The sequence below is a fragment of the Klebsiella sp. Sb-30 genome (assembly GCF_057652795.1).
Genome location: NZ_CM172749.1, coordinates 5,074,761 through 5,099,927 on the forward strand (window position 1 = coordinate 5,074,761; position 25,167 = coordinate 5,099,927).

Sequence of the window (25,167 nt, forward strand, 5' to 3'; positions counted from 1 at the left end):
TGAGCCTGCGGGCAAGCGGTGGTAGGATCCTCTGCGACTCTGTAACCTGGCTAAATGGAGAAAAGATGGAACTGCTGTTATTGAGTAACTCGTCGCTGCCTGGCAAAGCATGGCTGGAACATGCGCTGCCGCTAATTGCCGGACAGCTAAACGGACGCCGTTCCGCGGTGTTTATCCCCTTTGCCGGAGTGACGCAAACCTGGGATGACTACACGGCCAAAGCCGCCGCGGTGCTCGCCCCGCTCGGCGTTTCCGTCACCGGTATTCACAGCGTCGCCGACCCCGTGGCGGCGATTGCAGCCGCTGAAGTGGTGATTGTCGGCGGCGGCAATACTTTTCAACTGCTGAAAGAGTGCCGCGGACGCGGGCTTCTGGCGCCCATTGTGGACGTTGTGCAGCGTGGCGCGTTGTACATTGGCTGGAGCGCGGGCGCAAACCTCGCCTGCCCGACCATCCGCACCACCAACGATATGCCGATTGTCGATCCGCAGGGGTTTGACGCGCTGGGGCTGTTCCCGCTGCAGATTAACCCGCACTTTACCAACGCGCTGCCGGCAGGACATCAGGGCGAAACCCGTGAGCAACGTATTCGCGAACTGCTGGTCGTGGCCCCGGAGCTGACGATCATCGGCCTGCCGGAGGGCAACTGGATTCAGGTGACACAGGGGCAGGCCACCCTCGGCGGCCCGAATCCGACGCTGCTGTTTAAAGCCGGTGAGGAAGCGCTGCCTCTGCAGGCTGGTCACCGCTTTTAAAATGACGGTTCCCGGCTTGCGGCGTCAGCGTCGCCGCCGGGATATCGCCCCCGTGACCGGTTAATCCGCCGACGGGGGAAACGACTTAGTATTCATCCCGATCGTCATCTTCATCCGGCTGCTCCATCACGCTATAAGCCACCGAGCAGAACAACGAGTTCAGGCGTTTCATATCCCCCAGTAACCCCAGATGCAGCGAGCTGGTCTCGATACTCTGCACGTTCTGCTGGTGCAGACGGTCGACGTGCGCGTGCGAGTAGCGGCGGTTCAGGATGCGGAAACGATGCTTGTTGCGGCGCAGGCGTCGGGCGCTCTGGACATCGCTGGAGAAAAAGACCGACATCGCCAGCTGCAGGTTGCTGAGCAGCTGCTCGTACAGCCCGTCCAGCTCCTTCAGCCCTTCCACTGAAAAGGCGCGGCGCGCCGCCAGCGATTTATCGGCGATTTCGCTGCCCATTCTCTCAACGATATCGGAAGCCTGCTCCAGATTGAGCGCCATTTCGATGATCTCCGCCCAGCGGCGGGACTCTTCTTCGGCCAGCTCGTCTTTCGGCATGCGGGCCAGATAGAGCTTGATCGCGGTGTAGAGCACGTTGATATCGTCCGCCAGCCTGCGCAGCTCTTTCTCCTCCCGCGGCTCGCCGTGCATCACCTTGTGCAGCCCCTCGAGCATCTGCTCCATCGCGTCGCCAATGCGCAACGTTTCGCGCGCGGCATTGGCCAACGCCAGCGCCGGCGTATCCAGCGCCGTAGTATCCAGATGTTTTGGTTTGAGATGGAGGTCCTGCTCGGGATCTTCATGAATCATCCGTTTGCAGAGTCTGGCCATGGGCTCGGCAAAGGGCACCATCGCCACGCAGCGAATCAGGTTGTAGAAGACGTGGAAGTAGATAACCAGTTCCGATTCCGGCAGCGGCATACGATGCATCGCATCGGCCAGCACATGCACAAACGGCAGAATAATCAGGCTGCCCACCAGCTTGAACAACAGACTGCCGAGCGCCACGCGGCGCGCAGAAGCGTTGGCGGCGCTGTTGTTGATCATCGCCAGAATCCCCGAGCCGAGGTTGGCGCCAATCACCAGGCACAGCGCAACCGGAAATGAAATCACCCCGGTTGAAGTCAGCGTTGCCGTTAGCAGCACGGCCGCCAGGCTGGAGTAGCTGATAATGGCAAACATGGCACCAATCAGCGCGTCGAGCATAATGTCGCCGGTCAGCGAGGCGAAAATCACCTGCACGCCATTTGCCTGGGTGATGGGATGAACCGCCTGCACAATCAGTTCCAGCGCTAACAGAATCAGCCCCAGGCCGATCCCCACCCGTCCGAGCTGGCCGGCACGCGTTTGTTTGCGCCCGAGGAAAAAAATCACGCCGATAAAAATCAGCAGCGGCGACAGCCACGACAGATCGAAGGTCAGCACCCTCGCCATCAATGCGGTCCCCACATCGGCCCCCAGCACAATCACCAGCGCAGGCGTCAGCGCGACCAGATCCTGAGCGACGAATGAGGTCACCAACATGGTGGTGGCATTGCTGCTCTGGACCAGAGCCGTGACGCCAATCCCCGCGCAGAAGGCGAGCGGTTTTTTCTCAACGCTACTACTGAGGACGGAACGCAGGCGCGCGCCAAATACGCGCATCACGCCGGTACGAACAATGTGGGTGCCCCAGACCAGCAGGGCAACAGCAGACAGCAGATGCAGCAGAGTTAACACGGATTCTTATTCTCCTTATTACCCGACGGACAGATACCGATAACCCGCCCTGAACGCACCGGGCTTATCCGGGAGATATCGTCCGGGGCGATATCAGTCGATGCCGGCCGTTGTGGATCAATACACCAGTATAAGGGTTTAACCACAATAAAGAGACAGGGCGCCATAATGGCGCCCTGTAAGTTGTAAGCTAAGTTGTCAGCTAAGTTGTCAGCTAAGATGACGGATTGGTGACTGCTCGCCTTCTAGTCCGCGTCATATCCCAGGTTTGGCGCCAGCCAGCGTTCAACTTCCGCAGGCGTCATCCCTTTACGCCGGGCATAATCTTCCACCTGATCGCGCTGAATTTGCGCCACCGCGTAATACTTACTGTCAGGATGGCTGAAGTACCAGCCGGAAACCGATGCGCCCGGCCACATGGCGAACGACTCGGTCAGCTTCATGCCGGTATGCGCCTCGACATCCAGCAGTTCCCAGATCACCGCTTTTTCGGTGTGCTCCGGACAGGCCGGGTAGCCCGGCGCAGGGCGAATCCCCTGGTAGTTTTCGCGGATCAGCTCCTCGTTACTGAGGTTCTCATTCGCCGCGTAGCCCCAGTAGACCTTACGCACACGTTCATGCAGGTATTCGGCAAACGCTTCCGCCAGACGGTCGGCGATGGCTTTGACCATGATCTTGTTGTAATCATCGTGCTGCGCATCAAACGCTTCCGCCAGCGCGTCCTCTTCCAGCCCGCCGGTCACCGCAAACGCGCCGAGGTAGTCAGCTTTGCCGCTGAGCTTCGGCGCCACAAAATCGGCAAGGCAGTAGTTGGCAAAGCCGACTTTTTCCGTCTGCTGACGCAGATGGTGGCTGACCGTCAGCACATGGGTACGGGTTTCATCGCGGTAGATTTCAATATCATCCCCCACCCGGTTGGCCGGGAATAACCCCACCACGCCGCGCGGATTCAGCGTCTTCTCTGCGCTCAGTTTATCCAGCATCTCGTTCGCATCGTGGAACAACCGCTTCGCTTCTTCGCCCACCACCTCGTCTTCGAGGATACGCGGGTATTTGCCGGCCAGCGACCAGGTCATAAAGAATGGCGTCCAGTCGATGTAGTTACGCAGGGTTTCGATGCTGGCTTCCACGCTCTGCACGCCCAGACGATGGGCAACCGGCGGCGTGTAGCTGGCCCAGTCAAAGGCCAGATCGTTATCACGAGCGGCAGCCAGGGTCACCGGCGGCGTGCGCGGTTTCTTGCGAGCGTGCTGGATACGTACGGTTTCGTACTCGCGACGCGTGCGCGCAACAAAATCATCGTGCTGCGTGTCGGAGAGCAGAGCCGAGACCACGCCCACGGTGCGCGAGGCATTCTGAACGTAGACCGTCGGGCCGCTGTAGTTCTGCTCGATTTTGACCGCCGTATGGGCCTTCGACGTCGTGGCTCCGCCAATCAGCAGAGGAATCGTAAAGCCCTGGCGTTCCATCTCTTTCGCCACATTGACCATTTCGTCCAGCGACGGGGTAATCAGCCCGGAGAGGCCAATCAGGTCGGCATTCACTTCGCGGGCGGTTTTGAGGATTTTGTCCGCCGGCACCATCACGCCAAGATCGATAATTTCGTAGTTATTGCACTGCAGCACCACGCCAACGATATTTTTACCGATGTCGTGGACGTCGCCTTTCACGGTCGCAATGACCATCTTGCCGTTGCTGGAGCCCTTTTCCTTGCTGGCTTCAATATACGGTTCCAGATAGGCGACCGCCTGTTTCATCACGCGGGCCGACTTCACCACCTGCGGCAGGAACATTTTGCCTTCGCCGAACAGATCGCCGACCACGTTCATGCCGTCCATCAGCGGACCTTCAATCACTTCTATCGGACGAGCGGCCTGCTGGCGCGCCTCTTCGGTATCCAGCTCGATAAACTCGGTAATGCCTTTTACCAGCGAGTATTCAAGCCGTTTTTTCACGTCCCAGCTACGCCATTCCGCCTGCTGGGCGTTGGCGGAGTCGTCCGTTTTGCTACCGCGGTATTTTTCCGCCAGCTCCAGCAGACGCTCGGTGCCGTCAGCATGACGGTTGAGGATCACGTCTTCAACGGCATCGCGCAGTTCCACCGGCAGATCGTCATAAATCGCCAGCTGGCCGGCGTTAACGATCCCCATATCCATGCCGTTACGGATGGCGTAGTACAGGAAGACGGCGTGAATCGCTTCGCGAACCGGATCGTTGCCGCGGAATGAGAAGGAGACGTTCGAGACGCCGCCGGAAATCAGCGCGTGAGGCAGCTCGCGTTTAATGTCTTCACAGGCGCCGATAAAGTCCTGCGCATAGTTGTTGTGCTCTTCAATGCCGGTGGCGACGGCGAAGATATTGGGGTCAAAAATAATATCTTCCGGCGGGAAGCCCACCTCTTCGGTCAGAATCTTGTACGCCCGGCGGCAAATTTCGATTTTCCGCGCGCGGGTATCGGCCTGGCCAATTTCATCAAAGGCCATCACCACCACGGCAGCGCCGTAGCGACGCACCTTCTTCGCATGCTCAACGAAGGCCTCTACGCCCTCTTTCATCGAGATGGAGTTGACGATACCTTTGCCCTGAATACATTTCAGACCCTTTTCGATGACCTCCCATTTCGAGGAGTCGATCATAATCGGTACCCGGGCGATATCAGGCTCGCCGGCGATCAGATTAAGGAAACGCACCATCGCCGCTTCGGCGTCGAGCATCCCCTCATCCATGTTGATATCGATAATCTGCGCGCCGCTTTCCACCTGTTGACGGGCAACGTCCAGCGCTTCGTTATATTTTTCTTCTTTAATCAGGCGCTTGAATTTAGCTGAACCGGTCACGTTGGTCCGCTCACCGACGTTAACAAACAGGCTGTCGTCGCCGATATTCAGCGGTTCCAGGCCGGCCAGACGGCAGGCGACCGGGATCTCCGGCAGCACGCGCGGCGCGAGGCCCGTAACGGCGCGCGTCATGGCGGCGATATGTTCCGGCGTGGTGCCGCAGCAGCCGCCGACGATGTTCAGGAAGCCCGATTCCGCCCATTCGCGAATCTGCGCCGCCATGGTGTCAGCGTCCAGATCGTATTCCCCAAAGGCGTTCGGCAGCCCGGCATTGGGGTGTGCAGTGACATAGCATTCGGCAATGCGCGACAGCTCCTGCACGTACTGGCGCAGCTCATCTGGCCCCAGCGCGCAGTTCAGGCCGAAGGTGAGCGCATCGGCGTGGCGCAGCGAGTTGTAAAAGGCTTCGGTCGTTTGCCCGGAGAGCGTACGCCCGGAGGCGTCGGTGATGGTACCGGAGATCATGATCGGCAGTTCAACGCCCAGCGCCTCAAACTCCTCTTTCACGGCGAAGATTGCCGCTTTGGCGTTCAGGGTATCGAACACGGTCTCGATCAGAATCAGGTCAACGCCCCCTTCCACCAGCGCTTTGGTGGACTCGCGGTAAGCCTCCACCAGCCCATCAAAGGTAATATTGCGGTAGGCCGGGTCGTTAACATCAGGGGAAATAGAAGCGGTGCGGTTGGTCGGGCCGAGCACGCCCGCGACGTAGCGCGGTTTTTCCGGCGTGCGGGAAGTCCACTCATCGGCGCAGGCGCGCGCCAGCTTTGCCGCGACAAAGTTGATTTCCGCCGACAGGGATTCCATCTGGTAATCCGCCATCGCGATAGTCGTCGAGTTAAAGGTGTTGGTTTCAATGATATCCGCCCCCGCCTCAAAGTAGGCGTCATGGATAGCGGTTATCACCTCCGGCTTACTGAGCACCAGCAGATCGTTATTGCCTTTCAGATCGCACGGCCAGTCGGCAAAGCGTTCGCCGCGGAAGTCCTCTTCACTCAGACGATAGCCCTGGATCATGGTGCCCATGCCCCCATCCAGAACCAGAATACGTTTTTTTAACTGCTGATGCAGTTGTTCAACTTTGCTGCTCACACTCGCTCCCGACAACGCTCAACCAGACCGAAAAAACTCAACGGACCATACTGGCATAAAGCACCAGAGCGGAAAAGAGAACGACGGGCAATATGAGACATGTTCAGCTTCACTCCTCCGATCAGTCCGGTTGTGATTGCAAATCCGGCAAATAAAATGAAAACTATTTCCACGATACAGAAAAAAGGAATCTGCGATGGCTACTCCCGTTCCCGCTAAGCGCGGCAGAAAACCCGCGACGCCCGCCGCCCCTCAGGCTGGCGGCCAGGTTCAGTCGCTCACCCGTGGATTAAAATTGCTTGAATGGATTGCTGAGTCTCACAGCAGCGTGGCACTGACCGAACTGGCCCAGCAGGCCGGGCTGCCGAACTCCACCACCCATCGTCTGCTGACGACCATGCAGCAGCTGGGCTTTGTCCGCCAGGTTGGTGAGCTGGGCCACTGGTCCGTGGGCGCACATGCCTTTGTGGTCGGCAGCAGCTTTCTGCAAAGCCGCAATCTGCTGGCGATCGTCCACCCGATCCTGCGCCAGCTGATGGAAGATTCCGGTGAAACCGTCAATCTGGCGGTGCTCGATCAAAGCGATCACCAGGCAATTATTATTGATCAGGTGCAGTGTACGCAGCTGATGCGCATGTCGGCGCCGATTGGCGGTAAGCTCCCGATGCACGCCTCCGGCGCGGGTAAAGCGTTCCTGTCACAGCTCAGCGAAGAGCAGGTCACCGGTCTGCTGCATCGCAAAGGACTGCATGCTTATACTCACGCCACGCTGGTCTCTCCGGTCCATCTGAAAGAGGATTTAGCCCAGACGCGCAAGCGCGGCTATTCATTTGACGATGAAGAACATGCCCTCGGTTTACGCTGCGTCGCCTCCTGTATTTATGACGAACACCGCGAACCGTTTGCCGCAATCTCTATTTCCGGGCCGATTTCCCGGATGACCGACGATCGCGTCACCGAACTGGGGGCGCTGGTTATTAAAGCGGCGAAAGAGGTAACCCTGGCCTACGGCGGTATGCGCTAACCTCCGGCAATAAAGCAATAAAAGGATCCTATGATGAGCAAGCCGCTCGCGTTCTGGCAGGAAAAGTACCCGCAGGCCTTCTGCTGGTCTTTTGGCGATTCACCAGAAATGGCCGATGAACTGGCCTCTCTGGTCATTGCCGGGAAAAAACGTGCCACCTGCGGCTCTTTCGCCAGCTATCAGGCTGAGGAGCGCCCGGTGACGCCTGGTGCGGTACATATTGTGCTTAACGGCGCGGGCGAAGCAGTCTGCGTCATACGCACGCTGTCGCTACGCCTCATCCGCTTTAATGAAATGAGCGCGGAACTGGCCGCGCTGGAAGGGGAAGGCGATCTCAGTCTGGCGTACTGGCAGCAGGCTCATCAGGCATTTTTTGCCCGGGAAGGCAGCTGGTCGCCCGATATGGAGCTGGTCTTTGAAGAGTTCGCCGTGATCGAGGTGGCCTGAGAAGCACGCCTACCCCGCCTGCTGCAACGCGGCGTAGCGAACGCAAAAACGCTGACGGCGACGGTAGGCATAGACATCCTCCACATGGCCGTGACGAATGCGCGTCTGCAGCGCTCGCCAGTAGTCCGCCCGCAGCAGATCGGCATGCATCTCTTCAAACAGCGGCCCGATGCGCGGGTCAGCGCACAGCCAGTGTCGAAACTCTTCCGGGAAAACATCGCCCGGCGACACGCTGTACCACGGTTCGCTCGCCAGCTCATCTTCCGGGTAGCGCGGCGGCGGAATATCGCGGAAATTCACTTCGGTCATGTAGCAAATTTCATCGTAATCATAGAACACCACCCGGCCATGACGGGTCACGCCGAAATTTTTAAACAGCATATCGCCGGGGAAAATATTGGCGGCGGCAAGCTGGCGAATCGCGTTGCCATACTCCTCCACCGCATCGCGCAGCGCCTGGCCATTCACCTGCTCCAGCCAGATATTCAGCGGGACCATCCGGCGTTCGATATAGAGATGGCTGATGGCAATGCGATCGCCTAGATCGGTGATTTTTGCGCCGGCTTCCGTCTGCAGTAACGCCATCAGCGCCGGGGCAATCTGCCGTTTTTCCAGCACGAAGTTTTCAAACTCCTGGGTATCGGCCATTCTACCGACGCGGTCATGTTCTTTTACCAGCTGATAGCAGGCGCGAACGTGGGCAGCGGTCATCTCCTTTTGCGGCGCAAAGCGGTCTTTGATCACCTTAAATACCCGGTCAAATCCCGGCAGAGTAAAGACCAGCATCACCATGCCGCGGATGCCCGGCGCCTCAATAAACTGCTCATCGCTGCGGGCAATATACTGCAGGTATTCGCGATAGCTTTCCGTCTTCGCATGCTTCTGGCAGCCAATCGCCATATACAGTTCGGCGGTGGTTTTACCCGGCAGAATATCGCGCAGCCATTCAACCAGCGCACCGGGCAGCGGCGCGTAGACCATAAAATAGGAGCGGGCGAAGCCAAACACGATGCTCGCTTCGGCATGAGTCGTCAGACAGGTATCAATAAACAGTTCGCCCTCCTCGCTGCGATGGAGTGGCAGCAAAAACGGCAGGGTTGCCACCGGCGTAACCAGTTTACCCACCAGCCAGGCGGCTTTATTGCGGTAAAAGAGTTCGTTCGCGATCTGCAGGTGGGAGCGGGATAACATCTCGCTTCCCAGCGCCTCCTGCAGGCTGGCGCTAATGTAGCCGATGTCGCGCGCCTTGTTTTGCCACGGCAGGCGCAGGGGTAAGTCGGTGAGAACTTTGCTTAACAGCACCTCCCAGCCGCGATCGGGAAAGAAGTTTTTTGCCAGTGGCCGTGGCAGGGAACGAAAGCTGCGTTCCGGCTGAGAAGTGAAAATAAAAAGCCGCTCGGGTGTCAGCGAGCGGTGGTCAAACAACCGGCAATAGACAGAATTAAAAAAGCTCTCCGCAATCTCAAAGCGAGGGTAATCCGGCAGCAGGTGCGTGTACTGCTCTTTCACCCGCAGTAAAAAATCCACGTCGGTGCTTTTGCCTTCGGTAATACAGCGCAGCTGTTCCACCACCAGCCCGACGTGATGATCATAAAGGTGAATTCGCTGCTTCATGGCCTGCTGAACCGCATGCCAGTCGGCATGTTCAAAACGCTGCTGCGCGCCTGAAGTGACTTCCAGAAAACGCCCGTACTGCGCATCGAAGCCCTGTAAAATCGTTTGTGCAATCAATAATTCCAGGCCACGCGTCATCGCTTTTCCCCATCCGGCATCCGCTCATGCCGGATGGCGCGTTCGCTTATCCGGCCTACCGCTTTCGTAGGCCCGGTAAGCGCAGCGCCACCGGGCAGCAATCAGAACTGCTCTTCTTCCGTCGAACCGGTCAACGCCGTGACCGAGGAAGCCCCGCCCTGGATAATCGTGGTGACTTTATCAAAGTAGCCAGTCCCCACTTCCTGCTGGTGAGAAACGAAGGTGTACCCTTGCGACGCGGCGGCAAACTCTGGCTGCTGCACTTTCTCAACATAGTGTTTCATGCCTTCACCCTGTGCGTAGGCATGGGCCAGGTCGAACATGTTGAACCACATGCTGTGGATCCCCGCCAGCGTGATGAACTGGTATTTGTAACCCATATCAGACAGCGACTGCTGGAAATGGGCGATGGTATTGTCATCAAGATTTTTCTTCCAGTTGAACGACGGCGAACAGTTGTAGGCCAGCAGTTTGCCCGGGAAACGCGCGTGAATCGCCTCGGCAAAGCGGCGAGCCTGCTCCAGATCGGGTTTCGAGGTTTCACACCACACCAGGTCCGCGTACGGCGCATAGGCCAGACCGCGACTGATCGCTTGTTCGATACCGGCATGGGTACGGAAAAATCCTTCGCTGGTGCGTTCGCCGGTGACAAACTCGCGATCGTACGGATCGCAGTCAGACGTAATCAGATCGGCTGCATCGGCATCCGTTCGCGCAATCACCAGCGTCGGTACGCCCATCACGTCCGCGGCCAGACGCGCCGCGACCAGCTTCTGAATGGCTTCCTGCGTCGGCACCAGCACTTTGCCGCCCATATGGCCGCACTTCTTCACCGATGCCAGCTGATCTTCAAAATGAACGGCCGCTGCACCGGCCTCAATCATCGATTTCATCAGCTCGAACGCGTTAAGCACACCGCCAAAACCCGCTTCGGCATCCGCCACGATCGGCAGGAAATAGTCGGTATAGCGCGGATCGCCCGGCTCAACCCCCGCCGACCACTGGATCTGATCCGCGCGACGGAAGGTGTTGTTGATCCGATCGACCACCGCAGGTACCGAGTTTGCCGGATACAGCGATTGATCCGGGTACATGCTGGAGGCGAGGTTGGCATCCGCCGCCACCTGCCAGCCGGAGAGATAAATCGCCTCGATCCCGGCCTTCGCCTGCTGCAATGCCTGCCCGCCCGTCAATGCGCCGAGGCTGTTGATGTAGCCTTTTTTCGCTTCGCCATGCAGCAGTCGCCACATTTTGGCCGCCCCCAGCTGCGCCAGCGTGCATTCCGGATTGACCGAGCCGCGCAATTTCACCACGTCCTCAGCGCTATAGGGGCGGGTAATGCCTTCCCAACGCGGTTGTGTCCACTCTTTGTTTAATTCTTCGATTTGTTGGGTACGGGTTTTCATGTGCAGATGCTCCATTATTTTCTCCTGGCTTCCCAGGCGTTATCGGTGAAAGCAGTTTGGCCGCGGCCAAAAAGACAAACAAAATTGCCCGCTGATTACGCCAGCAGGCGGTAGCCCGGCAGCGTCAGGAAGTCGATTAACTCCTCTGAGGTGGTGATCTGTTCCATCAGGCGAGCGGCATCGTCAAAACGTCCGCTGCTGTAGCGGTGTTCGCCGAGCTCCTCCTGAATAACCATCAGCTCTTCCGCCAACCACTGACGGAACAGCGTCTTGGTAACCGGCGTACCGTCACTGAGGGTTTTCTGATGGTGAATCCATTGCCAGATGGAGGTCCGCGAAATTTCGGCGGTCGCCGCATCTTCCATCAGACCGTAAATCGGGACGCAGCCGTTGCCGGAGATCCAGGCTTCGATATACTGCACCGCGACGCGAATATTGGCGCGCATCCCCGCTTCCGTACGTTCGCCCTCACAGGGCGCCAGCAGCTGGTCGGCGGCGATCGGCGCATCTTCTTCCCGGCTGACGAACAGCTGGTTAGGACGTTCGCCCAAGACCTGGTTGAAGACCGCCATGGCGGTATCCGCCAGCCCCGGATGGGCGATCCAGGTGCCGTCGTGGCCATTTTTCGCTTCCAGCTCTTTATCTGCGGTAACTTTGGCAAGGACCTGGCGGTTACGGTCAGCATCTTTGCTGGGGATAAACGCCGCCATTCCCCCCATCGCGAACGCGCCGCGTTTATGGCAGGTCTTAATCAACAGACGCGAATAGGCGCTGAGGAACGGCTTATCCATCGTGACAACCTGACGGTCGGGTAAGACGCGGTCGCCATGGTTTTTTAATGTTTTGATATAGCTGAAAATGTAATCCCAGCGTCCGCAGTTCAGACCGACGATATGGTCCCGCAGCGCATGCAGAATTTCATCCATCTGGAACACCGCCGGCAGGGTTTCAATTAACAGCGTGGCCTTGATCGTGCCGCGCGGCAGTGCAAAACGATCTTCGGTGTAGCTGAAGACATCGCTCCACCATGCCGCTTCCTGCCAGGCCTGGGTTTTCGGCAGATAGAAGTAAGGACCGCTGCCTTTTGCCAGCAGGTTTTTGTAGTTGTGGAAAAAATAGAGCGCGAAATCAAACAGGCTGCCGGGAATCGACTCACCGCGCCACGTAACATGCTTTTCCGGCAGATGCAGGCCGCGCACGCGGCATACCAGTACCGCCGGATCGGGATTCAGCTGGTAAATCTTGCCGGCTTCATTGGTGTAGCTGATGGTGCCATTTACCGCATCGCGCAGGTTAATCTGGCCATCAATGACTTTGTTCCAGTCCGGTGCCAGCGAGTCCTCAAAATCTGCCATAAAGACTTTCACGTTGGCATTGAGGGCGTTAATCACCATTTTGCGCTCTACCGGTCCGGTGATTTCCACCCGACGATCCTGTAAATCGGCGGGAATACCGCGGATCGTCCAGTCACCATTTCTAATGGAAGCTGTTTCCGAAATAAAATCAGGCAGTCTTCCTGCGTCAATCGCCTGCTGTTGCTGAATACGCGCCGCCAGTAGTTTATTGCGCTCAGGCGTAAACCGGCTCACCAGTTCCGTCAGAAACTCCACCGCCTCAGGCGTTAAAATCTGCTTTTCCTGCTCGCCATATGGCCGGCCGAAGGCCAGTTCGTCAGTTATTGTCGCCTGTTGCGTCATTTTGTAGCTCCTATTGGTTGATCCAGTTGGCGCGAGTGAACGATCGTTGTCTGGTTTTCGCTCAACACAATTAAGACTACTCAATAAAATTACAAAATCAAAAACAATTTCCATTTTTAATTTAATTAACACACAACATACTGATAACATTAAAATTAAAGTTATTCTTTATCGTGAGTTGAATTTCGGAAACAAAAAAGGCACCCGAAGGTGCCAGAGGCAAAATGCTGAAACGCTTTAGGATCGCGTTATCTGGAGGATTAATCCAAAGTCGGATTCATATTCCGCAGATCGTATGGAGTGATCTGGTAGACGTAATAGTTAAGCCAGTTTGCAAACAGCAGATTTCCATGGCTGCGCCAGGTGGCTCGCGGTTTGTTTTGCGGATCGTTTTGCGGGAAATAATTATACGGGATGTCCGGACTCAGGCCGGCTTCCACATCGCGGAAATATTCGCTGGCCAGAGTGTTGGCATCGTATTCCGGGTGGCCGGTCACAAAGGCAATTCGCTTATCTTTGCTGGCAAACAGGTAGGCATCACCCTCTTCCGTTTCTGCCAGGATCTCTAAATCGGTGTAGTCGCGAATCAGCGCCGCCGGGAAATCCGCGTAGCGAGAGTGTGGGGCGAGGAAAGAGTCATCAAAACCGCGGGTCAGCAGCGCGTGAGGATGCAGAATATGATGCTCATAAACGCCGGAAATTTTTTCTGCGCGGGTCTGCTTAGGAATGCCATACAGAATATTGAGTGCAGCCTGTACCGCCCAACAGACAAAAAGCGTAGAAGTGACGTGATCTTTCGCCCACTCCAGCACCTGTTTGATCTGCGGCCAGTAGGCAACATCATTAAATTCAACCAGCCCCAGCGGGGCGCCGGTGACGATCAGGCCGTCAAAGTTCTGGTCGCAAATATCGTCGAAGTTACAGTAGAAGTTATTCAGGTGTTCACTTGGCGTATTGCGGGATTCACGCGCATCGATGCGCAGAAGCTGGATATCAAGCTGCAGCGGAGAGTTCGAAAGCAGGCGCAGGAACTGATTCTCCGTCTCGATTTTTTTCGGCATCAGGTTAAGGATAAGTACCTTCAGCGGACGAATTTCCTGAGTTGTTGCACGCGTAGTCGTCATCACAAAGACGTTCTCACTACGCAAGAAATTGACGGCTGGTAGCTCGTCCTGCACCCGAATCGGCATAACTTGATTACCTCATAGCATACGTATAAACGTTTAGACATCCAGACAGCTAACAATAACCAGGAATAATGAAAATGTCGAGTCTGCAAGCGGAAGGTGAGAAAGTTTCAACCATCTCCAGGATAGAATACAGCGGTTAATCGCAAGGAAATATCATGAATATAGTGATTCGACGTTCGCGCAGCGATGAGAGCGAACAACTGATTGAAATCTGGCGCCGTTCCGTTGATGCAACGCATCACTTTCTTTCAGCGCAGGACCGAAGGGAAATTGAGCGGCAGGTGTGCGCATTTTTTCCTCAGGCGCCGCTATGGGTTGCGGTCACGCATGAGGACAGGCCCTGCGCATTGATGCTGCTGTCCGAACAGCATCTGGAAGCGCTTTTTGTTGACCCTGACTTTCGCGGTATGGGCGTGGGTCGCCAGTTAGTCATGTATGCTCTGGGATTGATCCCCCGACTCACAACCGACGTGAATGAGCAGAACGCGCAGGCGGTAGGATTTTACGCGAATATGGGGTTTGTGGTTAGCGGGCGATCCGATCATGACGACCATGGCCGACCCTATCCGCTGCTTCATTTGCGTTATGACGCGCGTTAAAACGCAAAAAGCCCGTCCGTGAGGACGGGCTTCTGACTGATTTGATGCCTGGCCGTTTATGGCGGACATCCTGCCCCGGTGAGCGTTTCCCGGCAAATAGCAGATAAAACAAAAGGCCCAGTCTTCCGACTGAGCCTTTTGTTCTATTTGATGCCTGGCAGTTCCCTACTCTCACATGGGGAGACCCCACACTACCATCGGCGCTACGGCGTTTCACTTCTGAGTTCGGCATGGGGTCAGGTGGGACCACCGCGCTATCGCCGCCAGGCAAATTCTGTTTTCACCCCGCATTCCTGCGTGATGATTTAATCTGTAATCAAGCTGAACATTCGTCTCTTCGCCAAAACAGCTTCGGCGTTGTAAGGTTAAGCCTCACGGTTCATTAGTATCGGTTAGCTCAACGTATCGCTACGCTTACACACCCGACCTATCAACGTCGTCGTCTTCAACGTTCCTTCAGGACCCTTAAAGGGTCAGGGAGAACTCATCTCGGGGCAAGTTTCGTGCTTAGATGCTTTCAGCACTTATCTTTTCCGCATTTAGCTACCGGGCAATGCCATTGGCATGACAACCCGAACACCAGTGATGCGTCCACTCCGGTCCTCTCGTACTAGGAGCAGCCCCCCTCAATTCTCCAGCGCCCACGGCAGATAGGGACCGAACTGTCTCACGACGTTCTAAACCCAGCTCGCGTACCACTTTAAATGGCGAACAGCCATACCCTTGGGACCTACTTCAGCCCCAGGATGTGATGAGCCGACATCGAGGTGCCAAACACCGCCGTCGATATGAACTCTTGGGCGGTATCAGCCTGTTATCCCCGGAGTACCTTTTATCCGTTGAGCGATGGCCCTTCCATTCAGAACCACCGGATCACTATGACCTGCTTTCGCACCTGCTCGCGCCGTCACGCTCGCAGTCAAGCTAGCTTATGCCATTGCACTAACCTCCTGATGTCCGACCAGGATTAGCTAACCTTCGTGCTCCTCCGTTACTCTTTGGGAGGAGACCGCCCCAGTCAAACTACCCACCAGACACTGTCCGCAACCCCGATTAGGGGTCTACGTTAGAACATCAAACATTAAAGGGTGGTATTTCAAGGTTGGCTCCATGCAGACTGGCGTCCACACTTCAAAGCCTCCCACCTATCCTACACATCAAGGCTCAATGTTCAGTGTCAAGCTATAGTAAAGGTTCACGGGGTCTTTCCGTCTTGCCGCGGGTACACTGCATCTTCACAGCGAGTTCAATTTCACTGAGTCTCGGGTGGAGACAGCCTGGCCATCATTACGCCATTCGTGCAGGTCGGAACTTACCCGACAAGGAATTTCGCTACCTTAGGACCGTTATAGTTACGGCCGCCGTTTACCGGGGCTTCGATCAAGAGCTTCTCCTTACGGATAACCCCATCAATTAACCTTCCGGCACCGGGCAGGCGTCACACCGTATACGTCCACTTTCGTGTTTGCACAGTGCTGTGTTTTTAATAAACAGTTGCAGCCAGCTGGTATCTTCGACTGATTTCAGCTCCATGAGCAAGTCACTTCACTTACCATCAGCGTGCCTTCTCCCGAAGTTACGGCACCATTTTGCCTAGTTCCTTCACCCGAGTTCTCTCAAGCGCCTTGGTATTCTCTACCTGACCACCTGTGTCGGTTTGGGGTACGATTCGTTGTTACCTGATGCTTAGAGGCTTTTCCTGGAAGCAGGGCATTTGTTACTTCAGCACCGTAGTGCCTCGTCGTCACACCTCAGCGTTGAATAAACGACCGGATTTACCTAATCGTTCCGCCTACATGCTTAAACCGGGACAACCGTCGCCCGGCTAACATAGCCTTCTCCGTCCCCCCTTCGCAGTAACACCGAGTACAGGAATATTAACCTGTTTCCCATCGACTACGCCTTTCGGCCTCGCCTTAGGGGTCGACTCACCCTGCCCCGATTAACGTTGGACAGGAACCCTTGGTCTTCCGGCGAGCGGGCTTTTCACCCGCTTTATCGTTACTTATGTCAGCATTCGCACTTCTGATACCTCCAGCAACCCTCACAGGCCACCTTCAACGGCTTACAGAACGCTCCCCTACCCAACAACACATAGTGTCGCTGCCGCAGCTTCGGTGCATGGTTTAGCCCCGTTACATCTTCCGCGCAGGCCGACTCGACCAGTGAGCTATTACGCTTTCTTTAAATGATGGCTGCTTCTAAGCCAACATCCTGGCTGTCTGTGCCTTCCCACATCGTTTCCCACTTAACCATGACTTTGGGACCTTAGCTGGCGGTCTGGGTTGTTTCCCTCTTCACGACGGACGTTAGCACCCGCCGTGTGTCTCCCGTGATAACATTCTTCGGTATTCGTAGTTTGCATCGGGTTGGTAAGTCGGGATGACCCCCTAGCCGAAACAGTGCTCTACCCCCGAAGATGAGTTCACGAGGCGCTACCTAAATAGCTTTCGGGGAGAACCAGCTATCTCCCGGTTTGATTGGCCTTTCACCCCCAGCCACAAGTCATCCGCTAATTTTTCAACATTAGTCGGTTCGGTCCTCCAGTTAGTGTTACCCAACCTTCAACCTGCCCATGGCTAGATCACCGGGTTTCGGGTCTATACCCTGCAACTTAACGCCCAGTTAAGACTCGGTTTCCCTGCGGCTCCCCTATACGGTTAACCTTGCTACAGAATATAAGTCGCTGACCCATTATACAAAAGGTACGCAGTCACCTAACAAGTAGGCTCCCACTGCTTGTACGTACACGGTTTCAGGTTCTTTTTCACTCCCCTCGCCGGGGTTCTTTTCGCCTTTCCCTCACGGTACTGGTTCACTATCGGTCAGTCAGGAGTATTTAGCCTTGGAGGATGGTCCCCCCATATTCAGACAGGATACCACGTGTCCCGCCCTACTCTTCGAGTTCACAACGTGTGCATTTTAGTGTACGGGGCTATCACCCTGTACCGCCGGACTTTCCAGACCGTTCCACTAACACACGCGCTGATTCAGACTCTGGGCTCCTCCCCGTTCGCTCGCCGCTACTGGGGGAATCTCGGTTGATTTCTTTTCCTCGGGGTACTTAGATGTTTCAGTTCCCCCGGTTCGCTTCGTTAAGCTATGTATTCACTTAACGATAGTGTGACGAATCACACTGGGTTTCCCCATTCGGAAATCGCCGGTTATAACGGTTCATATCACCTTACCGACGCTTATCGCAGATTAGCACGTCCTTCATCGCCTCTGACTGCCAGGGCATCCACCGTGTACGCTTAGTCGCTTAACCTCACAACCCGAAACTGTTTCGTAAAACAGTCCGCGTTGCGAAAATTTGAGAGACTCGAACACACCGCTTTTTCCTCTCTTATTACGGAGAAAGGAAACAGTGTGTCGTTTCAATTTTCAGCTTGATCCAGATTTTTAAAGAGCAAATATCTCAAACGTGATTCCTGAGAATCAGTTTTGAGATATGGAGGTCGGCGACTTTCACTCACGAACCAGCAAGTGGCGTCCCCTAGGGGATTCGAACCCCTGTTACCGCCGTGAAAGGGCGGTGTCCTGGGCCTCTAGACGAAGGGGACACTGAAGTCTCAATCGCAAGACGCCTTGCTATTTACTTTTCATCAGACAATCTGTGTGAGCACTACAAAGGCAGGTTCTTTCAGGTAAGGAGGTGATCCAACCGCAGGTTCCCCTACGGTTACCTTGTTACGACTTCACCCCAGTCATGAATCACAAAGTGGTAAGCGCCCTCCCGAAGGTTAAGCTACCTACTTCTTTTGCAACCCACTCCCATGGTGTGACGGGCGGTGTGTACAAGGCCCGGGAACGTATTCACCGTAGCATTCTGATCTACGATTACTAGCGATTCCGACTTCATGGAGTCGAGTTGCAGACTCCAATCCGGACTACGACATACTTTATGAGGTCCGCTTGCTCTCGCGAGGTCGCTTCTCTTTGTATATGCCATTGTAGCACGTGTGTAGCCCTACTCGTAAGGGCCATGATGACTTGACGTCATCCCCACCTTCCTCCAGTTTATCACTGGCAGTCTCCTTTGAGTTCCCGACCGAATCGCTGGCAACAAAGGATAAGGGTTGCGCTCGTTGCGGGACTTAACCCAACATTTCACAACACGAGCTGACGACAGCCATGCAGCACCTGTCTCAGAGTTCCCGAAGGCACCAAAGCATCTCTGCTAAGTTCTCTGGATGTCAAGAGTAGGTAAGGTTCTTCGCGTTGCATCGAATTAAACCACATGCTCCACCGCTTGTGCGGGCCCCCGTCAATTCATTTGAGTTTTAACCTTGCGGCCGTACTCCCCAGGCGGTCGACTTAACGCGTTAGCTCCGGAAGCCACTCCTCAAGGGAACAACCTCCAAGTCGACATCGTTTACAGCGTGGACTACCAGGGTATCTAATCCTGTTTGCTCCCCACGCTTTCGCACCTGAGCGTCAGTCTTTGTCCAGGGGGCCGCCTTCGCCACCGGTATTCCTCCAGATCTCTACGCATTTCACCGCTACACCTGGAATTCTACCCCCCTCTACAAGACTCAAGCCTGCCAGTTTCAAATGCAGTTCCCAGGTTGAGCCCGGGGATTTCACATCTGACTTAACAGACCGCCTGCGTGCGCTTTACGCCCAGTAATTCCGATTAACGCTTGCACCCTCCGTATTACCGCGGCTGCTGGCACGGAGTTAGCCGGTGCTTCTTCTGCGAGTAACGTCAATCACTAAGGTTATTAACCTTAATGCCTTCCTCCTCGCTGAAAGTACTTTACAACCCGAAGGCCTTCTTCATACACGCGGCATGGCTGCATCAGGCTTGCGCCCATTGTGCAATATTCCCCACTGCTGCCTCCCGTAGGAGTCTGGACCGTGTCTCAGTTCCAGTGTGGCTGGTCATCCTCTCAGACCAGCTAGGGATCGTCGCCTAGGTGAGCCATTACCCCACCTACTAGCTAATCCCATCTGGGCACATCTGATGGCATGAGGCCCGAAGGTCCCCCACTTTGGTCTTGCGACGTTATGCGGTATTAGCTACCGTTTCCAGTAGTTATCCCCCTCCATCAGGCAGTTTCCCAGACATTACTCACCCGTCCGCCGCTCGTCACCCGAGAGCAAGCTCTCTGTGCTACCGCTCGACTTGCATGTGTTAGGCCTGCCGCCAGCGTTCAATCTGAGCCATGATCAAACTCTTCAATTTAAGTTTGATGCTCGTGAATTAAACTTCGTAATGAATTACGTGTTCACTCAGAGACTTGGTATTCATTTTTCGTCCGAGGACGTTAAGAATCCATGTCACTTTGAGTGCCCACACAGATTGTCTGATAAATTGTTAAAGAGCAGTGCGACGGCGCTGAGCGCTCTGTCGCGAGGTGGCGTATATTACGCTTTCCTCTTTCAGAGTCAACCTCGTTTTTCAGAAGTTTTCTCTTTCAACCCGGCGGCTTGTTTGCCGTTGTTCCGTGTCGATGGAGGCGCATTATAGGGAGTTCTCGAGCGCCCGCAATAGAAAAATTGCAGAAAAATGACTGACTGCTGCATTCCCCAGCAAAACCCCGCTTTATACCCTGTTACACACAGAATTATCCACAGATCGCGCCCCTTCTTACCTGATAAAGTCCGTCAAAAGCCCCTTCTATATAGAGAAGAGAGCGGCAAAAAAGAGAAAGATAAAAATTCGCGAGCGTTGCGCAAACGTTTTCGTTACAATGCCGCGCTATGACAAGGATGCCCGGTTGGGTGCGTTAGGTGAGTTTTTCGACAAAAACTCACCTAACGCTCTCTGTAATGTTCAAATCCTGGGGATTTAATACCATGCAACAACGTCGTCCAGTCCGCCGCGCTCTGCTCAGTGTTTCTGACAAGGCCGGTATCGTCGAATTCGCGCAGGCTCTTTCCGCTCGTGGTGTTGAGCTACTGTCTACGGGTGGTACCGCACGCCTGCTGGCTGAGAAAGGTCTGCCGGTAACCGAAGTCTCTGACTACACCGGTTTCCCGGAAATGATGGATGGACGCGTTAAGACCCTGCATCCAAAAGTACACGGCGGTATTCTCGGCCGTCGCGGCCAGGATGATGAGATCATGGCCCAGCACGCGATCTCTCCTATCGATATGGTTGTTGTTAACCTTTATCCGTTTGCCCAGACCGTCGCCCGCGAAGGGTGTTCGCTGGAAGATGCGGTAGAAAATATCGATATCGGCGGCCCGACCATGGTGCGCTCCGCGGCCAAGAACCATAAAGACGTGGCTATCGTCGTGAAGAGCCATGACTACCACGCCATTATTAAAGAGATGGATGCTAACGACGGTTCCCTGACTCTGGAAACCCGCTTCGATCTCGCCATTAAAGCTTTCGAGCACACCGCTGCCTACGACAGCATGATTGCCAACTACTTCGGCAGCATGGTTCCGGCCTATCATGGTGAGACTCAGGAAGCCTCCGGCCGCTTCCCGCGTACGCTGAACCTGAACTTCATTAAGAAGCAGGATATGCGCTACGGCGAGAACAGCCATCAGCAGGCTGCCTTCTATATAGAAGAAGACATTAAAGAGGCGTCGGTTGCGACCGCCACTCAGGTTCAAGGCAAAGCCCTTTCTTATAACAACATCGCCGATACCGATGCGGCGCTGGAGTGCGTGAAAGAGTTCAGCGAACCGGCCTGCGTGATTGTCAAACACGCCAACCCGTGCGGCGTCGCAGTCAGCACTTCAATTCTGGATGCTTACGATCGCGCCTACAAAACCGACCCGACCTCCGCATTCGGCGGCATTATCGCCTTCAACCGTGAACTGGATGCGGAAACCGCACAGGCCATCATTTCTCGCCAGTTTGTTGAAGTGATCATTGCCCCATCCGCCAGCGAAGAGGCCCTGAAGGTGACGGCGGCCAAGCAGAACGTCCGCGTTCTGACCTGCGGCGAGTGGGCGGCACGCGTCCCGGGTCTCGATTTCAAACGCGTTAACGGCGGCCTGCTGGTTCAGGATCGCGACCTGGGCATGGTCACCGAGAGCGATCTGCGCGTCGTGACGAAACGCCAGCCTACCGAGCAGGAACTGCGCGACGCGCTGTTCTGCTGGAAAGTGGCGAAGTTCGTGAAATCCAACGCGATTGTCTATGCAAAAGAGAACATGACCATCGGGATAGGTGCAGGCCAGATGAGCCGCGTTTACTCGGCGAAAATTGCCGGTATCAAAGCGGGCGATGAAGGTCTGGAAGTGAAAGGCTCGGCAATGGCTTCTGACGCATTCTTCCCGTTCCGTGACGGTATCGACGCTGCTGCTGCAGTGGGCATTACCTGTGTTATCCAGCCTGGCGGCTCTATCCGTGATGATGAAGTCATTGCCGCAGCTGACGAACACGGCATTGCGATGATCTTCACCGACATGCGTCACTTCCGCCATTAATTCACGGAGCAGAACATGAAAGTATTAGTGATTGGCAACGGCGGCCGCGAGCACGCGCTGGGATGGAAGGCGGCACAGTCTCCGCTGGTCGACACCGTCTACGTGGCGCCGGGTAACGCCGGCACCGCCCTGGAGCCTGCGCTGCAAAACGTGAATATCGGCGTGACCGATATTCCGGCGCTGCTGGACTTTGCACAGCGCGAAAAGATCGATCTGACCATCGTCGGCCCGGAAGCGCCGCTGGTGATTGGCATTGTCGATGCGTTCCGCGCTGCGGGCCTGAAAATCTTCGGCCCGACCGAAGGCGCCGCCCAGCTGGAAGGCTCAAAAGCCTTTACCAAAGATTTCCTCGCGCGGCATAACATTCCGACCGCGGAATATCAGAACTTCACCGAAGTCGAACCGGCACTGGCCTATCTGCGCGAAAAAGGCGCCCCGATTGTTATCAAGGCGGACGGTCTGGCGGCCGGTAAAGGCGTGATTGTCGCGATGACGCTACAAGAAGCGGAAGAGGCGGTTCAGGATATGCTGGCCGGCAACGCATTTGGCGACGCGGGTCATCGGATCGTGATCGAAGAGTTCCTCGATGGTGAAGAAGCCAGCTTTATCGTCATGGTCGACGGCGAGCACGTCCTGCCGATGGCCACCAGCCAGGACCACAAACGCGTAGGCAATGGCGATACCGGTCCGAATACCGGCGGTATGGGCGCCTACTCACCCGCCCCGGTGGTCACGGATGAGGTGCATCAGCGCACGATGGATCGCATCATTTGGCCAACGGTCAAAGGCATGGCGGCGGAAGGCAATACCTATACCGGTTTCCTGTACGCCGGTCTGATGATCGACAAACAGGGCAATCCAAAAGTCATCGAGTTCAACTGCCGTTTCGGCGATCCGGAAACGCAGCCCATTATGCTGCGTATGAAATCCGATATGGTGGAGCTGTGCCTCGCCGCCTGTGACGGTAAGCTGGATGAGAAAACCTCCGAGTGGGACGATCGCGCCTCGCTTGGCGTGGTGGTTGCCGCAGGCGGCTATCCGGGCAACTACGCCACCGGTGACGAAATCTTCGGCCTGCCGCAGGAAGAAGCGGTGGATGGCAAGGTCTTCCATGCCGGGACGAAGCTTGCCGACGATCAGCGCGTGGTGACTAACGGCGGCCGCGTACTGTGCGTGACGGCATTGGGCGACACCGTAGCCCAGGCGCAGCAGCGTGCCTACGAACTCCTGACCGGTATTCATTGGGAAGGAAGCTTCAGCCGTAGCGATATCGGCTGGCGCGCTATTGCCCGCGAGCAACGCTAGCGTCTGAGCGTAACCTCATAACAGGCCTCATTGACGGGCGGCTTCATTCTGGAGTCGCCCGTTTTTTATCGTCAGCCCGCCAACCTGTCACGGAGGATGTGCGGCTACCCGCCTCAGAGAAGCGTATGGTGGAGGAGGACAGAGGGAATGGTAACCGCGCCGATAGCGCAAAGCGTCTCTGACAGGAGGTCAGAAGGTTTTTTCCTGCGGCTGCCAGGTACAGAAGTCTTCGTTGGCCACCAGCAAAAGCTGAGCGCCGTCTGAGGCTTCCAGCCACGCCACGCTCACCTCAACGGAGGAGTGATTCTGGCGGCGTTCAATATGGGCTAAGGCCCGCGCATCCAGATCCGGCTTCACGGTTTGCCCTTCACAGGTCGTCACCGTCTGGTTGGCATGCCAGCGCCCCTGACGCAGAACAACGCGCCCTTGTCGCAATGCGTCGCTGGTCCGGCGAATCTGCGTTGCCCGGTAGCGGTAAAGCGCCACCTGATCGCTGGAAAGCTGCTGTTTTTGTCCGTCCACTTCGCGCTGCATAAAGCTCAGTTCGCCCTGATCATCAAAACGGGCGCGAATGTGTTCCGTCGGTTTGCCGTAGACGTTGAGTTCGATAAGCGTGAGCCGGTCGCCCTGCCAGCGGTATTCGCTGGTTGAAGTGTTGCCGTGACGCCACGGGCTGAAGGCCGCAAGCAGATGCACTTCGCCGTTGGAGTCCAGACGCCAGATACGCATCGCGCCCTGGTTGTCCGCATACCCGCTGGCGGTAAAAGGTGGGACAGAAGAATCATGGCTACAGGCAGAGATCAGCACGACGCCTGCCAGCATCAATGCGCGACGCCAGATAGACAAAAGGGGCTTTAAGGCCCCTTCGTTAAAACTGTACACTGCCACGCGGTCTTACTTAACTGCGTCTTTCAGTGCTTTACCAGAAACAAACGCCGGCACGTTAGCAGCGGCAATTTTGATTTCGTTACCGGTCTGCGGGTTGCGGCCAGTACGCTCAGCGCGGTGGTTCACTTTGAAGGTACCGAAACCAACCAGTTGAACAGCATCACCTTCTTTCAGAGACTCAGTAATTGCAGCCAGGGTAGATTCCAGGGCAGCTTTTGCCTGTGCTTTGGACAGGTCAGCTTTGTCCGCAATTACATCAATCAGTTGAGTCTTGTTCATAAGTTATCCTTACAATGTGTTTATCGCTTGCTAAGCACCGAGTGCGACGGAAATGCCTGAAAAGCACTCTCCTGCATACACGCACCGATAGCCACTTTTTTTCGCCCTCCAAATGTAGACCAGACGGGGGGCGGAATGGAAGCCTTCAGACGCTACAATTCAGGCGGTAAATCACGTTTTCTGGTCTCACTGCTGAAAATTTATACCGATATTGCTCTCACCGGCTTCACGAAGGTCTGCACGCAGCCCTTTGATCAGTTCAATATCGCGTTCTTCACAGTCGGCCAGCAGGCGGAAAATTTCCCACTGAATATCCCATTCTTGCTCAACCGCCGGGTTCTCTTTGAGCTCTTCATCGGTCATTTCACGACCTGCCTGGGTCATTTCCAGCATCGCGACGGTCGTAATCGAACTCTTGCTCACCTCAATGGCGTGCTCAAGCGTTTCTCCGCTCAGACGCGAATGAATCAGTTCACTCAGAGCAACGCAGGCATCGATAGCCGGGTACACGCCGTACAGATCATAGTCGTCGGCCACCGGAATCGCCTCTTCCAGTTTTTCCAGCTGGCTATCGAAATTCACCTTCGCATCTTTGACGGTCAGAGTTTCCCAAATCAGATCGAGGATACGACGATACAGCTGGCCGTCGGCAAATCCGGTTTGCTGGCAGAACATCGCGTAATTGGGGTACATGCGCTCGCACAAACAGGCCATAAAGGTGACGTGCTGCCAGCTTTCCAGCTTCTCCAGGCGCAGATGAATCGGGTTTTGTAACATGATGAATTCT

At 55.7% G+C, this 25,167-nt stretch carries 15 protein-coding genes, 1 tRNA gene and 3 rRNA genes; 6 read left to right on the top strand and 13 right to left on the bottom strand.

From position 1 onward, the window contains the following. The first annotated feature begins 65 nt into the window (after window positions 1-65). On the top strand, window positions 66-755 hold the full coding sequence (gene pepE / locus AC236I_RS23720) for a dipeptidase PepE (RefSeq protein WP_004856395.1): 690 nt from the start codon (window positions 66-68) through the stop codon (window positions 753-755). Window positions 756-840: 85 nt separating this feature from the next. On the opposite strand, the gene AC236I_RS23725 is transcribed toward pepE, so the two are convergent. Together AC236I_RS23725 and metH are read right to left on the bottom strand one after the other, a co-directional pair. Further along, window positions 841-2,472 (bottom strand): Na/Pi cotransporter family protein, encoded by a 1,632-nt coding sequence (locus tag AC236I_RS23725; protein ID WP_160873604.1) that lies wholly within the window; start codon window positions 2,470-2,472, stop codon window positions 841-843. Window positions 2,473-2,717: 245 nt separating this feature from the next. Then, window positions 2,718-6,401 carry a methionine synthase gene (metH, locus tag AC236I_RS23730; RefSeq protein WP_032718530.1) on the bottom strand — a complete coding sequence of 1,228 codons (3,684 nt, stop codon included), beginning with the start codon at window positions 6,399-6,401 and terminating at the stop codon, window positions 2,718-2,720. Window positions 6,402-6,597: 196 nt separating this feature from the next. Between metH and iclR the strand changes: the two genes are divergently transcribed. Both iclR and AC236I_RS23740 read left to right on the top strand, forming a co-directional pair. Next, entirely contained in the window at window positions 6,598-7,425 is an 828-nt protein-coding gene (gene iclR / locus AC236I_RS23735) for a glyoxylate bypass operon transcriptional repressor IclR (protein WP_032689970.1), read from the top strand. Window positions 7,426-7,458: 33 nt separating this feature from the next. Further along, window positions 7,459-7,872, top strand: coding sequence for an ASCH domain-containing protein (locus AC236I_RS23740; RefSeq protein ID WP_004856384.1), 414 nt, complete (start codon window positions 7,459-7,461; stop codon window positions 7,870-7,872). 9 nt (window positions 7,873-7,881) lie between these two features. Here AC236I_RS23740 and aceK read toward each other — a convergent pair whose 3' ends face one another. The 4 genes from aceK to metA all read right to left on the bottom strand — a co-directional run bounded on the left by aceK (window position 7,882) and on the right by metA (window position 13,917). Then, a complete protein-coding gene (gene aceK, locus AC236I_RS23745) occupies window positions 7,882-9,624 on the bottom strand; it encodes a bifunctional isocitrate dehydrogenase kinase/phosphatase (protein ID WP_004856382.1) in 1,743 nt (580 codons plus the stop codon). Window positions 9,625-9,725: 101 nt separating this feature from the next. Continuing rightward, the gene (aceA, locus tag AC236I_RS23750; RefSeq protein WP_032718554.1) at window positions 9,726-11,030 is read right to left on the bottom strand and encodes an isocitrate lyase; all 1,305 of its coding nucleotides are present in this window, start codon (window positions 11,028-11,030) and stop codon (window positions 9,726-9,728) included. Window positions 11,031-11,125: 95 nt separating this feature from the next. Next, entirely contained in the window at window positions 11,126-12,727 is a 1,602-nt protein-coding gene (gene aceB, locus AC236I_RS23755) for a malate synthase A (RefSeq protein WP_487608656.1), read from the bottom strand. 260 nt (window positions 12,728-12,987) lie between these two features. Next, window positions 12,988-13,917: a homoserine O-acetyltransferase MetA gene (gene metA / locus AC236I_RS23760; RefSeq protein ID WP_004856375.1), complete on the bottom strand. Its 930-nt coding sequence runs from the start codon at window positions 13,915-13,917 to the stop codon at window positions 12,988-12,990. Between the two features lie 155 nt (window positions 13,918-14,072). On the opposite strand from metA, the gene AC236I_RS23765 reads away from it, so the two are divergent. Beyond that, window positions 14,073-14,516, top strand: a complete 444-nt coding sequence (locus tag AC236I_RS23765) for an acetyltransferase (protein ID WP_048024718.1) — start codon at window positions 14,073-14,075, stop codon at window positions 14,514-14,516. A gap of 152 nt (window positions 14,517-14,668) precedes the next feature. On the opposite strand, the gene rrf is transcribed toward AC236I_RS23765, so the two are convergent. The 4 genes from rrf to AC236I_RS23785 form a co-directional block, all read right to left on the bottom strand. After that, a 5S ribosomal RNA gene (gene rrf, locus AC236I_RS23770) occupies window positions 14,669-14,784 on the bottom strand. A gap of 93 nt (window positions 14,785-14,877) precedes the next feature. Continuing rightward, window positions 14,878-17,784 (bottom strand): 23S ribosomal RNA (locus tag AC236I_RS23775). A 219-nt stretch (window positions 17,785-18,003) separates the two neighbouring features. Next, a tRNA-Glu gene (locus AC236I_RS23780) sits at window positions 18,004-18,079 on the bottom strand. A gap of 85 nt (window positions 18,080-18,164) precedes the next feature. Further along, a 16S ribosomal RNA gene (locus AC236I_RS23785) occupies window positions 18,165-19,704 on the bottom strand. The 16S, 23S and 5S rRNA genes sit together here with 1 tRNA gene alongside, the layout of an rRNA operon. Window positions 19,705-20,318: 614 nt before the next feature. Between AC236I_RS23785 and purH the strand changes: the two genes are divergently transcribed. Next, window positions 20,319-21,908, top strand: a complete 1,590-nt coding sequence (gene purH, locus AC236I_RS23790; protein WP_015585382.1) for a bifunctional phosphoribosylaminoimidazolecarboxamide formyltransferase/IMP cyclohydrolase — start codon at window positions 20,319-20,321, stop codon at window positions 21,906-21,908. A gap of 15 nt (window positions 21,909-21,923) precedes the next feature. Next, a complete protein-coding gene (gene purD / locus AC236I_RS23795; protein WP_015585383.1) occupies window positions 21,924-23,213 on the top strand; it encodes a phosphoribosylamine--glycine ligase in 1,290 nt (429 codons plus the stop codon). Between the two features lie 189 nt (window positions 23,214-23,402). Here purD and AC236I_RS23800 read toward each other — a convergent pair whose 3' ends face one another. The 3 genes from AC236I_RS23800 to AC236I_RS23810 all read right to left on the bottom strand — a co-directional run bounded on the left by AC236I_RS23800 (window position 23,403) and on the right by AC236I_RS23810 (window position 25,157). Then, entirely contained in the window at window positions 23,403-24,095 is a 693-nt protein-coding gene (locus AC236I_RS23800) for a DUF1481 domain-containing protein (protein WP_015585384.1), read from the bottom strand. 12 nt (window positions 24,096-24,107) lie between these two features. After that, a complete protein-coding gene (gene hupA / locus AC236I_RS23805) occupies window positions 24,108-24,380 on the bottom strand; it encodes a nucleoid-associated protein HU-alpha (RefSeq protein WP_004097675.1) in 273 nt (90 codons plus the stop codon). A 186-nt stretch (window positions 24,381-24,566) separates the two neighbouring features. Further along, window positions 24,567-25,157 (bottom strand): YjaG family protein, encoded by a 591-nt coding sequence (locus tag AC236I_RS23810; RefSeq protein ID WP_004118446.1) that lies wholly within the window; start codon window positions 25,155-25,157, stop codon window positions 24,567-24,569. Window positions 25,158-25,167: the final 10 nt, after the last annotated feature.

Bases quoted from the DNA above. Each gene is read 5' to 3' on its own strand.
- pepE (WP_004856395.1), top strand. From the start codon at position 66: ATGGAACTGCTGTTATTGAGTAACTCGTCGCTGCCTGGCAAAGCATGG.
- iclR (WP_032689970.1), top strand. From the start codon at position 6,598: ATGGCTACTCCCGTTCCCGCTAAGCGCGGCAGAAAACCCGCGACGCCC.
- AC236I_RS23740 (WP_004856384.1), top strand. From the start codon at position 7,459: ATGAGCAAGCCGCTCGCGTTCTGGCAGGAAAAGTACCCGCAGGCCTTC.
- aceK (WP_004856382.1), bottom strand. From the start codon at position 9,624: ATGACGCGTGGCCTGGAATTATTGATTGCACAAACGATTTTACAGGGC.
- aceA (WP_032718554.1), bottom strand. From the start codon at position 11,030: ATGAAAACCCGTACCCAACAAATCGAAGAATTAAACAAAGAGTGGACA.
- aceB (WP_487608656.1), bottom strand. From the start codon at position 12,727: ATGACGCAACAGGCGACAATAACTGACGAACTGGCCTTCGGCCGGCCA.
- metA (WP_004856375.1), bottom strand. From the start codon at position 13,917: ATGCCGATTCGGGTGCAGGACGAGCTACCAGCCGTCAATTTCTTGCGT.
- AC236I_RS23765 (WP_048024718.1), top strand. From the start codon at position 14,073: ATGAATATAGTGATTCGACGTTCGCGCAGCGATGAGAGCGAACAACTG.
- purH (WP_015585382.1), top strand. From the start codon at position 20,319: ATGCAACAACGTCGTCCAGTCCGCCGCGCTCTGCTCAGTGTTTCTGAC.
- purD (WP_015585383.1), top strand. From the start codon at position 21,924: ATGAAAGTATTAGTGATTGGCAACGGCGGCCGCGAGCACGCGCTGGGA.
- hupA (WP_004097675.1), bottom strand. From the start codon at position 24,380: ATGAACAAGACTCAACTGATTGATGTAATTGCGGACAAAGCTGACCTG.
- AC236I_RS23810 (WP_004118446.1), bottom strand. From the start codon at position 25,157: ATGTTACAAAACCCGATTCATCTGCGCCTGGAGAAGCTGGAAAGCTGG.